Annotated in this window: 10 protein-coding genes; 2 read left to right on the top strand and 8 right to left on the bottom strand. The window is 47.6% G+C overall.

The window, feature by feature from the left end; genetic code table 11:
- Nucleotides 1-154: 154 nt before the first annotated feature.
- The 4 genes from NG795_RS15765 to NG795_RS15780 form a co-directional block, all read right to left on the bottom strand.
- Nucleotides 155-1,159 carry an Npun_R2821/Npun_R2822 family protein gene (locus NG795_RS15765; RefSeq protein WP_367289601.1) on the bottom strand — a complete coding sequence of 335 codons (1,005 nt, stop codon included), beginning with the start codon at nt 1,157-1,159 and terminating at the stop codon, nt 155-157.
- 27 nt (nt 1,160-1,186) lie between these two features.
- Nucleotides 1,187-1,318: a hypothetical protein gene (locus NG795_RS15770; protein WP_367289602.1), complete on the bottom strand. Its 132-nt coding sequence runs from the start codon at nt 1,316-1,318 to the stop codon at nt 1,187-1,189.
- Nucleotides 1,319-1,428: 110 nt separating this feature from the next.
- Nucleotides 1,429-2,715, bottom strand: coding sequence for a Glu/Leu/Phe/Val family dehydrogenase (locus tag NG795_RS15775; RefSeq protein ID WP_367289603.1), 1,287 nt, complete (start codon nt 2,713-2,715; stop codon nt 1,429-1,431).
- A 496-nt stretch (nt 2,716-3,211) separates the two neighbouring features.
- On the bottom strand, nt 3,212-3,352 hold the full coding sequence (locus tag NG795_RS15780; protein ID WP_367289604.1) for a hypothetical protein: 141 nt from the start codon (nt 3,350-3,352) through the stop codon (nt 3,212-3,214).
- A 30-nt stretch (nt 3,353-3,382) separates the two neighbouring features.
- Between NG795_RS15780 and NG795_RS15785 the strand changes: the two genes are divergently transcribed.
- Entirely contained in the window at nt 3,383-3,985 is a 603-nt protein-coding gene (locus NG795_RS15785) for a DUF4126 domain-containing protein (protein ID WP_367289617.1), read from the top strand.
- Between the two features lie 87 nt (nt 3,986-4,072).
- Here NG795_RS15785 and hemH read toward each other — a convergent pair whose 3' ends face one another.
- Nucleotides 4,073-5,236 (bottom strand): ferrochelatase, encoded by a 1,164-nt coding sequence (gene hemH, locus NG795_RS15790; protein WP_367289618.1) that lies wholly within the window; start codon nt 5,234-5,236, stop codon nt 4,073-4,075.
- A gap of 122 nt (nt 5,237-5,358) precedes the next feature.
- Between hemH and NG795_RS15795 the strand changes: the two genes are divergently transcribed.
- Nucleotides 5,359-5,991 (top strand): class I SAM-dependent methyltransferase, encoded by a 633-nt coding sequence (locus tag NG795_RS15795; RefSeq protein ID WP_367289605.1) that lies wholly within the window; start codon nt 5,359-5,361, stop codon nt 5,989-5,991.
- A gap of 317 nt (nt 5,992-6,308) precedes the next feature.
- Here NG795_RS15795 and alaS read toward each other — a convergent pair whose 3' ends face one another.
- The 3 genes from alaS to NG795_RS15810 form a co-directional block, all read right to left on the bottom strand.
- On the bottom strand, nt 6,309-8,939 hold the full coding sequence (gene alaS, locus NG795_RS15800) for an alanine--tRNA ligase (protein WP_367289606.1): 2,631 nt from the start codon (nt 8,937-8,939) through the stop codon (nt 6,309-6,311).
- Between the two features lie 273 nt (nt 8,940-9,212).
- Nucleotides 9,213-9,479, bottom strand: a complete 267-nt coding sequence (locus tag NG795_RS15805; protein ID WP_367289607.1) for a hypothetical protein — start codon at nt 9,477-9,479, stop codon at nt 9,213-9,215.
- 556 nt (nt 9,480-10,035) lie between these two features.
- A partial coding sequence (locus NG795_RS15810; RefSeq protein ID WP_367289608.1) for a DNA cytosine methyltransferase occupies nt 10,036-10,665 on the bottom strand: 630 nt, incomplete at its 5' end.

Raw genomic sequence — 10,665 nt, forward strand, 5'->3', positions numbered from 1 at the left:
ATTTCGGCAATTTGATGAGAGTTTTAATGACCGGGAATCATCCCGATCGCAGTCTCTGGGTCATACAACCGAATGCTATTCAGCCGGGCGATCGTTTGCTCCTGCCCCCAAGTATTGGCAACCCTATAACTTCCGAGACTCATCCTTCTTTTCCTCACCGGGTTAATCCTAATTTTCTCATCACACGATTGACTAGACTCGGAGGGGTATTGTAAGGTTTGGGTGGGGTGGTAAACTGAGGTCGCTGGGACGGTTCGTGCAAGTACCGATAATGTAAAAAGATATCGCGATAGGGAACATCGATATTTTCTCCGGCACAGAGGCGATCGAACAGTTTGGAAGAGAGGCCAATATAATGGAGATAGGTCAACTGTTGTCCTTTATCATAAACTGATGTATCTCTCATCTCGAAGTGGGGAGAGGTCACGGAGTTGCCGGTGACTTGTTCTTTAGGCAAATGAAACACTAAATTATAAAAGGGAATTCCTAATCTCATTCTCATATAATTGAGAAGCGTTTGATCCGGGGCATTGGGATACAAAACCTCTCCCTCTCCCTCCGATAATTTCGACAACAACCCCTGACGCTGCTGCGCGTCAAACAACCCACGCTTACTGCCGTAGAACCCGGAGCAAAAAATATCTCGCTCAATTTCTTCCGGTTTGAATAGTTGTCTTAATTTGTCGGACTGACCATTAAAAACATGAGATAGATCTTTATACTGGAAGTCATAAACGACAAAATCTTGTTGCTCTAGGGCATTGAAAATGAGCTCTAAGGAATTGAGGACGACAATATCGGCATCACAGTAGATAAATTTTTCAAAGGGACTTTCGGGATCGAAGGCACAATAGCGGCGATGGGTGCCGCTGCGATGCACCCCTTTGATGCCTTGTTCTGCCCAGGATTTCTTGGCCGTTGGATGGGTAGTCCATGCCTGATCTGCGAACTCGTCCCAGCGAGAAATTCGTTGGGTATCCGTGAGGAGGGTGACGTTAGTTCGGGTGTCTATTTCGGCTCGAATTTTCTCAATGCGATCGTCGTAAGGAACCACACAAACGGGAAAGTTTGGCCCCACATTGACTTCAATGCTGTTTAAAAGGGCGACAAGCTGGTTATAAACGACGTCATTGGCTAAGGTATAAATCCCTTTAGTCATGGCTGAAACTCTCCGTTTTTTCTAACCTTATTTTATCCAATTCATCACCAGAGTTGGTCCGGGACCGATGCGATCGCCCGATGTCCGGTCAGACCCCGGGTCACACCCCCCCGTTGCTGAGGCGATCGCCCCCTTAGCTTTTCGGTTAAATCTTGACACTTACCCTAGCATGAATTGACCCGGATTTCAATGACCCTGGCTTCTACTCCCAGTCAGCGGTGGCTGAGTTGTTCTGGAACCTACCACCGCCCTCTGAGTCCGATTCTGACTTATTTCTTCACATAATAATCCCGGGTTCCCTTGGCGCTGAGGGCTTCTCCGAGACGGTTTAACCCATGCACATAGGCAGCTGTTCGCATGGAAATGGAGAATTCATCAGCAATCTGCCAAATTTTCTCCGTTTCTTTTCGCATTCTCTTCTGCAAACGTTCCTCAACTTCCTCCAATTCCCAATACAAACCGCTGCGATTTTGCAGCCATTCAAAATAACTGACGGTTACCCCTCCGGCATTGACTAAAATATCGGGAACGACATAAATGCCTCGGTCTTCTAGGATGCGATCGGCCCCGGAACTAATCGGTCCATTGGCAACTTCAAAGATATATTTTGCCTTGATATCTTGCACATTGGCTTCTGTGATTTGATTTTCCAAGGCAGCGGGAATTAGGATATCCACCTCTAAGGCCAACAGTTGCTCATTGGTGATAATTTCATGTTCTACAATATTACAAACCGTGTCTTTACAATAAACGGCTTGAATCCCCGGGTTAGATTTTTTGTAGTGGAGAATGCTGGGAATATCTAGCCCTTTTTTGGCATAAATTCCCCCTTGCGAGTCGCTGACGGCAACCACTTTGTATCCCGCTTTAGCGAGGAGTTCGGCCACTACGGAACCGGCATTGCCAAATCCCTGAACGGCAACGGTGGTTTGATGGGGAAGTCGGTCAAATTTGGCCATGATGGCTTCAATGACATAATAGGCCCCGCTGCCGGTGGCGGTATCGCGACCTAAACTGCCGCCTAGGGTGACGGGTTTGCCGGTAACAACGCCGGGATTGAGGGAACGACTGATAATATTATATTGATCCATCATCCAGCCCATGATGGTGGGGTTAGTATAAACATCTGGGGCGGGTATATCGATATTCGGGCCAATAAAGTCGGCGATCGCATCAATATAACCCCGAGTTAATCGTTCTAATTCCAGTTTAGAAAGTTCTTTTGGATTGACGGTAACGCCGCCTTTTGCACCGCCAAAAGGTAAGTCGAGAACTGCACATTTAAAGGTCATCCAAAAGGCGAGGGATTTGACTTCATCCATTGAAACATTGGGATGATACCGGACGCCTCCTTTTCCCGGACCTCTTGTATCGTCGTAGCGCACCCGATAGCCTTGAAAAATCCGTAAGGAACCGTTATCCATTCGCACGGGAATGGAGACGTTTAAACTAGCTTTAGGATATTTAAGATATTCGAGGGCGTCTTCGGAAATCGAGACGTATTTCATGGCCCGTTCTAAGCGTTTGCTGGCATCGGCAAAGAGTGAATCGGACATTTTAGTGTTCTCCATATTGGCGATCGCGCTGGTCCTCAAACCCTGAATTACCCTAGGTTTCTACTCACCGAGGGAAATTCAAGTCCTGTGAATCTGACGATGAGCCTCTTGCAGGAGTCCAAAGAGACCCCCTTGAGGCGTTTTCAGTTATTGATAAGCCTAAAATATAAAATTATTAAAACCGATATTTTAGGCTTATACTGTAAAAATACAGGGCAGTTGGGTTTGTTCTCAACGCACTACTGTAGTTTATTATACAGTTTTTAGCAAAATTTTAGGATATTTAAACGGGGCGATTCCGGCCAATTTCAGGGATAATTCGTTGAGACCTGTATCGAACTCGTCGATCCCCATGAATATTTAGAATAAAAGTGCATTTAATGCCCGGAAAAAGAACATCCTTTAAAAGGCAGGTCTAGGTGGGGAGTAACCATGCAGAGGGAGAGAAAAGCCGAAAGGGCCAAAGGGGATGGCAGGCAGATCACCGCCTAAGCATTTAAACTAGGAACAGGGGATGCAGCAAAACCCCAGCAAGGTAGGATGCGATCGCAACCCACTTCGAGAGTTGCGGCGAAAACCGATCAACGATCGCCGAGGGTTCAAACTCCGATAGCTGGACTGGATGAGCGGAAACCATAAGATTCCAAGAGACTAAATTGCCAATATGATGATTCCACTCCTAGCGGCGCTATCGGCCTCAGCAGCAGGGGGTCTGCGGATTGCCCTACCGCTGCTGTTAATCGGTTTGTTAAATGCGGATGAATTATGGTCCCAAGTTCCCTTCCTGTCGCAGATTTCCCCCCAGGTGGCGATCGGGGTTCTGGTGAGTTGGTCCTTATTTGAACTATTCGCCTCGAAACAACCCTGGGGACAGCGCCTCCTCCAAAACGTGCAACTGCTGTTTAGTCCGTTTGTGGGAGCAATTATGGGGATGGCGATCGCCGCGGCGAGTTTTCGGGACGACAGTGATGCCCCCACCTTTATTGTGGCCTTGATTGGCGTTATCGGGGGATTATTGGCCCTAGTGCTCCAACTGGTCCAAGTCGGGTGGTTCTATCGCCTCGGGAAATTACCCCTTTGGGCGATTCTCGCTCAAGATGCTTTATGTGTTTGTCTCGTTCTCTTCGCCTTCGACTCACCGACAGAGGGCGGTATTATTGCCTTACTCCTATTGTGGTTAGCGATTCGTTCCTCCCAGGAGTGGTATCGGTGGTATATCCAGCAAGGTGCGCGGAAAAATCCGCGTCAGAATAAAACCGAACCGGATTAAAGTTCGGCCACCCGGGGACTCTGGGGAATCTCTATCCCTAATTAGGCCCTGCCGGTTACTGAGAAATCCCTCAGTCTCCGGCAGCAACTACAGCAATCCGATAAAATGTAACGGTCCATGACCGCTGATTAATTCAATTAATAGTCCCATAAACCCCAGCATTGCCAGTCGTCCATTCCAGACTTCCGCAGCGGTGGTCATTCCCCATTCCCAACGTTCTTGGGGATACATTTTGAAGTTTTTCTGAGGACGCATCACCTGATCCAGGGTCAAGGGTGGTGCATCGATCGCCTCTACGACTAAATTGGCTAAATCCTCGATAAATACCGGATGGGTATTCAACGCCGGGACGCGATGGAAATTTTCAATTCCCGCCTCTTCTGCCACTTCTCGATATTCCATATCGATTTCTTGGAGGGTTTCGATATGTTCCGAGACAAAGCTAATCGGCACCACCAGTAAATCGTTGACCCCTTCTGCTGCTAATTCGGCGATCGCATCTTCCGTATAGGGTTTGAGCCATTCCACCGGACCCACGCGACTTTGATAAGCGAGGGTATGACGATTGGGACGATTCAGGGTTTGTACAATCAGTCTTGTACATTCCTCAATCTCCTGCTGATAAGGGTCGCCTGCTTCTTCCACATAGCTGACTGGGACCCCATGAGCACTAAAGAAAATGTGCACTTGGTCGGGATTTTCAAACCCATCCAGTTCTCGGGCGATCAATTGCGCCATCGCTTGCAGATAACCGGGACGCTGATACCAGGAAGGGATAACCGTGTGTTCTTGGGGGGCCACAGAGGGGTCGTCGGACCAAATTTTTTCTAATAATCGGAAACTGGATCCGCTGGTGCTGATGGAAAATTGAGGATACAGAGGGAGAATGACTAATTGTTCGACGCCATCGCGCTTGATGCGGGCGATCGCCTCTTCCGTGAACGGATGCCAGTAGCGCATTCCGATGTACACCTGCACCTCCTGTCCTTTGTCCTGTAAACTTTGTTGCAGGGCGATCGCTTGCTCCTCGGTAATCCGACGCAAAGGCGAACCCCCGCCAATTTCCATATAATTGGCTTGGGATTTTTTATGCCGCAGGCTGGAAATCAGCCATGCTAGGGGTTTTTGCATCCACGGAAAAGGCAAGCGAATGATTTCCGGGTCAGCAAACAGGTTGTACAAAAAGGGTCGAACATCTTCAATTTGCTCCGGCCCACCTAAATTTAGTAACAGTACCCCTACACGGCCCATAGCAGTCACAGTTTCCTTAGTGTTTTCATTATTGTTTACTTATTTTAACAATAATACCGTTGATTAAGTCACAGTTTGAGTTAAATCGGCATTTTTATCCATTTTTATTCAAGGGGGTATCCGTGGCTACAATTTTAAGAGACTGGAGTTATCGCTATCAGTGGCTTTACGATGGCATCTCCCGCATCGCCGCCCTCAGCGTCGGAGGGGAATCTCGCTTTCGTCAGTTAGCCCTCCAAGGGCTCACCCTCCATCCTGAGAGCAAAATCCTAGATTTGTGCTGTGGGAGTGGTCAAGCCACCGCCTATCTCGTCCAATCTTCCCAGAACGTCACCGGCTTGGATGCCTCTCCCCTTTCCTTAAATCGGGCGCGAAACAATGTCCCCGAAGCCTCCTACATTGAAGCCTTCGCCGAAAATATGCCCATTGGCGACGGTGAATTTGACCTTGTGCATACCAGCGCCGCCCTGCACGAAATGGATCCCCAGCAATTGCGGCAAATTCTTCAGGAAGTGTATCGGGTCCTGAAGCCGGGAGGAACATTTGCGATCGTGGATTTTCATCCGCCCACCAATCCCCTATTTTGGCCTGGATTGGCTCTATTTTTCTGGCTCTTTGAAACCGAAACCGCTTGGCAATTACTCCAAACTAATTTACCCGAACTGTTGCAAGAAATTGGCTTTAAAGTTGATTCTCCCCGACTCTATGCCGGGGGCAGTTTGCAAGTGATTCATGCTCAGAAATCCGCAGTATAAGGACTAGAAACCGGGTTTCTGCGACAATTGTTGTCTCTTGCCCTAAATTTATGAAAGAAACCCGGTTTCTTTAACTTTGGGGACCAGAAACCGGGTTTCTGCGATAAGTGTTGTCTCTTGCCCTAAATTTATGAAAGAAACCCGGTTTCTTTAACTTTGGGGACCAGAAACCGGGTTTCTGCGATAAGTGTTGTCTCTTGCCCTAAATTTATGAAAGAAACCCGGTTTCTTTAACTCACGAAACACATAGCAATCGTTGCTTCGTTTGGCTTGTCGAAATTAGCGGCAAGGGTGGGCAAAGGCCCACCCGATTGACGTTACTGCAACCCTTCTTTTAACTGGGTTTTAGCCGTCTCTAATGCTTCTTTTAACTGGTTCGGGTCCCGTCCCCCCGCTTGCGCCAGGTTCGGGCGTCCCCCGCCACCGCCACCACAAATTTTGGCGATCGCACCAATAAATTTACCCGCTTGCAATCCTTTGGCATTCACTTCTTTGCTAAAGGCAGCCACTAAACTGACTTTATCAGAACTGGGAACTGAACCCAAAACAACCGCCCCATTTCCGAGTTTTTGGAGTAACCGTTCCGCCGCAGTTTTTAACGCATCTGCATCCACTTCGCCGAGATTGGCAACAATCAGTTTAAACTCACCAATAAATTCAGCATCTACAAGTAATTGCTCTGATTTAACAATGGCTAATTCGGATTTGAGGGAGTCTAATTGCTTTTGAGTGGCTTTTAATTCTCCTTGGATGCTATCGATCCGATCGCAAATTTCCTCGGGTTTCACCTTAAACCGATCGCTCAATTCCCGAACCACGCGATCACGCACTTCCAAATAGTCCAAAATCGCCGGTCCCGCCACCGCTTCAATTCGCCGGACCCCGGAGGCAACCCCCGATTCTGAAACAATCTTAAACGCGCCAATTTCAGAGGTATTACTCACATGAGTTCCCCCGCACAATTCCATTGAAACCCCGGGAAAATCAATCACTCGCACTTCGTCGGCATACTTCTCACCGAACATGGCGACTGCACCTTTTGCCCTCGCCTCCGTCAGTCCCATAATCTCAATTTGCGCTTGATGCGCTTCCGCAATCCAAGTATTCACCCGGTCCTCAACTTGTTTCAACTCCTCCGGAGTCAGGGAACGAGGACAATTGAAATCAAAGCGCAAACGGTCAAAATCAACCAGGGAACCCGCTTGAGAAATTCCCTCATCCACCAGCAATTTTAAGGCCGCTTGCAGCAAGTGAGTTGCGGTATGATTGGCTTGAGCGCGACGACGACAAGCGCGGTCAATTTGAGCGGTAATGCGATCGCCAACCGAGATGGTTCCGCGTTCAATCCGTCCGAAATGAACAAAGAAATCCGATTCCTTTTTCACCTCTTCAATGCGAACCAAGCTATCTTGACCCGAGAGAAATCCCCGATCGCCAATTTGTCCCCCGGATTCAGCATAGAAGGGCGTTTTATCTAAGACGATTTGAACGCGATCGCCAGAGGTTGCGGATTCGACAGAGTTCCCCCCCATCAAAATAACCGTTATTTCTGAGGTGGTCACAGGTTCAGAATAGCCTAAAAATTCCGTGGCGTTGATCTGTTGGGCGAGTTTATCTAAACTGCCTTGTACCGTCAGATCAATGGTTTCATGGGCCGCTTGCGATCGCACCCGTTGTTCTTCCATTGCTTCCTCAAACCCAGGCAATTCCACCGTCATTCCCCGTTCTTCCGCAATTTCTTGGGTCAGTTCTAGAGGGAAACCATAAGTATCATAGAGGATAAACGCATCCCGTCCCGGAATTTCTTTGGGGTTTTTCTCCATCAATTCTGCTAACAGTTTTTCACCCCGTTCTAGGGTTTCCAAAAACCTTGTTTCTTCCCGTTGGAGTTCCGCCTTCAGACTCGCCTCGCGATCGCGCAGATTGGGATAGGCCCCTTCTCCCAGGGCGATCGCCGCTTCTGCCACCTCGGGAGTAAACACACCTTCAATGCCAATTAATCGTCCATGACGCACCACCCGACGAATTAACCGACGCAGAATATACCCTCTGCCAATATTAGAGGCAGTAATTCCATCGGCAATCATCTGCACCACGGCGCGAGAATGGTCCCCAATCACTTTCAGAGAAACTTTGGTTTTTTCATCCGCCTTGGCGTAATCAATTCCCGCAATATCCGCCGCTTTTTTGACAATCGGGAAAATCAGGTCCGTTTCATAATTGTTGGGAACTTTTTGAAGGATTTGCGCCATCCGTTCTAACCCCAATCCCGTGTCAATATTCTTTTTCGCCAACGGGGTGAGATTGCCTTCCGCATCCCGGTTGTACTGCATGAACACCAGGTTATAGAATTCGATGAAGCGGGTATCGTCTTCTAAATCTAGGTTGTCATCCCCGAGTTCGGGATGAAAGTCATAATACAATTCCGAACAAGGACCACAGGGACCCGTGGGACCCGACGCCCAGAAATTATCCGCTTCATCCATCCGCTTAATCCGATGGGGAGGAATGCCGATTTTGTCCCGCCAGATATTGAACGCTTCGTCATCTTCGCGGAAGACACTGACAACAATGCGATCCGCAGGAAGTCCATAGACTTCGGTGGAGAGTTCCCAGGCAAAGGCGATCGCCTGTTCTTTGAAGTAATCCCCAAAGCTAAAATTGCCCAACATCTCAAAAAAGGTATGATGGCGGGCAGTGCGTCCCACATTTTCGATATCATTGGTGCGGATGCACTTTTGGGACGTGGTAGCGCGAGGGAATTCCGGAGTGCGTTGTCCGAGAAAAATGGGTTTAAACGGCAGCATCCCGGCGATGGTGAGTAAAACCGTAGGGTCTTCTGGGACTAAAGAGGCACTCGGCAGGATTTGATGACCCCTAGCGGCATAAAAATTGAGAAACTTGTCGCGGATTTGGTTACCGGAGAGGGATTCAGGAACAGCAGGCATGAGTTAGTTAACGACTTTCATTGAGTGAACAGGTACTCTATTGTTGCATTCGTTGAGAGGCGATCGCTACATCAGTGGATTGAAGAGGAGTTGTAGAGGGTTAGGGTCCCTGAATCCGGGGGACTGGGGAAGGGATCAGAGGCGATCGCACCGCATCACCTCCCCTTCTCCTGTCTCACGAGTCAGAACATCACTCCCAAACAATTTCCCACCCTGAAAAAACCCAGTAGATCACCTACTGGGTTTCACTGTTCCGCTCAAAATTGATATTCATTAACTGGCAACAGAGTCTGTTCTCATTTCCTGGGAACTGGGTTGTGTAAATGTTGCACTAGAACAATCATCTCTTCTACCGCTACCCCGAGGAATCGTACATTTTTTTTCATCCGGATTTTGTTGAGTGACTGAAACAACGGTATTGGTATGATTTGAACTGATAAATTCCGTAGTCTTACTGAGATTGTCTTTAACTTGAGGCACCCCAATTACCGTACCAATAACTAAACTAAAAAAAACAACAAAGGTTACTTGCTTAAGCATGAAAATGGCAGGGGTAAATTGGTCACTCCCTCCTACCAGTGAGCATAAAAATTTCAGGAATATTTTTTAAAATCTTATGAATTAGTGCTTTTTTTGTCATTTGCGACTTAATAAAAACAGAGAAATACTAGAAAATCCGGTAAATTTTTAAAACTTTTTTCCTCAAGACAATCCGGGAAAACGCCCTCCCTGATCCGCGCAGTTACAAGGGTAAAATCCCCGTGAAATAGGGATTTCGCGAGACAAGCATAGTCTCTTGGACCCGTTTAAGACTGAATGAGACTCTGGATATCCTGAGTAAAGACAACAGACCGACTGTAGCGATCGTCTCGTTTTTACACCCAGCAACGCCGTGTTCAAGAGTGCAGCGCCTTCACCCAATCCGTAGGGTCTATGGTATTAGTTTGTATTAATTTTGACAGAGTAACTGGCCTTCCCACTTCCGAAAACAGAAACATCACGGGTTATTCTAGTTCAGGCAACCGCGATTCTTCAGTTTTCTGGAGGAATTGAGTGGAGCGAAAAAATTAGTTTATTCAGTTGTCTCAACACTATTCTAATTTTTTAAATTAAAACATAGCGGGATAGGTTCCTGAAACTGAAGAGATTTTTTAGAGGGCGATCGCAGCTTATTTTCTAAATACAGCCTCACCCTAACCGCTAACGACTTGGCCAAAATGGGTGGAACAGCATTGCCAATCTGTTTACACTGACTGTCTTCGCTGCCTTGAAATTCAAACCAATCGGGAAAACTTTGCAGACGTGCGCCTTCGCGAACCGTTAACCGTCGTCTACGTCCTGACGGTAAGCGAATTCTTAACATATCTCCGGTGGGTGCGCTGAGATTGCGACAGGTTACAGTTCGGGAGGGTCGATCTAAATGTAAATCTCTAGGGTTGACACATTTAGAGGCTTTTTCATATTTTCTAATATATTCATCCATGCTGGGCGTGAGAAATTTAGAGTTTGTAGGTGCTATAAATGCCAATTCTCCGAGGGCTTCTCCAGCAGTGTAGGGATGAGAGTGATGAGTTTTTTCCGGCCATTCCCATCCACCTTTATGGGCGATACAAAATAATCTCTGTCGGCGTTGAGGGACACCATAATCACTTACGGTTCGCTCATTTTTGACCCTACTCCCTGAGATAGGAAACCATAAGTGAAGGCTCACCACAAGTGGCAGGGG

The sequence above is a fragment of the Laspinema palackyanum D2c genome (assembly GCF_025370875.1).
Classification (GTDB): Bacteria; Cyanobacteriota; Cyanobacteriia; order Cyanobacteriales; family Laspinemataceae; genus Laspinema; species Laspinema palackyanum.

Bases quoted from the DNA above. Each gene is read 5' to 3' on its own strand.
- NG795_RS15765 (WP_367289601.1), bottom strand. From the start codon at position 1,159: ATGACTAAAGGGATTTATACCTTAGCCAATGACGTCGTTTATAACCAG.
- NG795_RS15775 (WP_367289603.1), bottom strand. From the start codon at position 2,715: ATGTCCGATTCACTCTTTGCCGATGCCAGCAAACGCTTAGAACGGGCC.
- NG795_RS15780 (WP_367289604.1), bottom strand. From the start codon at position 3,352: ATGGTTTCCGCTCATCCAGTCCAGCTATCGGAGTTTGAACCCTCGGCG.
- NG795_RS15785 (WP_367289617.1), top strand. From the start codon at position 3,383: ATGATTCCACTCCTAGCGGCGCTATCGGCCTCAGCAGCAGGGGGTCTG.
- hemH (WP_367289618.1), bottom strand. From the start codon at position 5,236: ATGGGCCGTGTAGGGGTACTGTTACTAAATTTAGGTGGGCCGGAGCAA.
- alaS (WP_367289606.1), bottom strand. From the start codon at position 8,939: ATGCCTGCTGTTCCTGAATCCCTCTCCGGTAACCAAATCCGCGACAAG.
- NG795_RS15805 (WP_367289607.1), bottom strand. From the start codon at position 9,479: ATGCTTAAGCAAGTAACCTTTGTTGTTTTTTTTAGTTTAGTTATTGGT.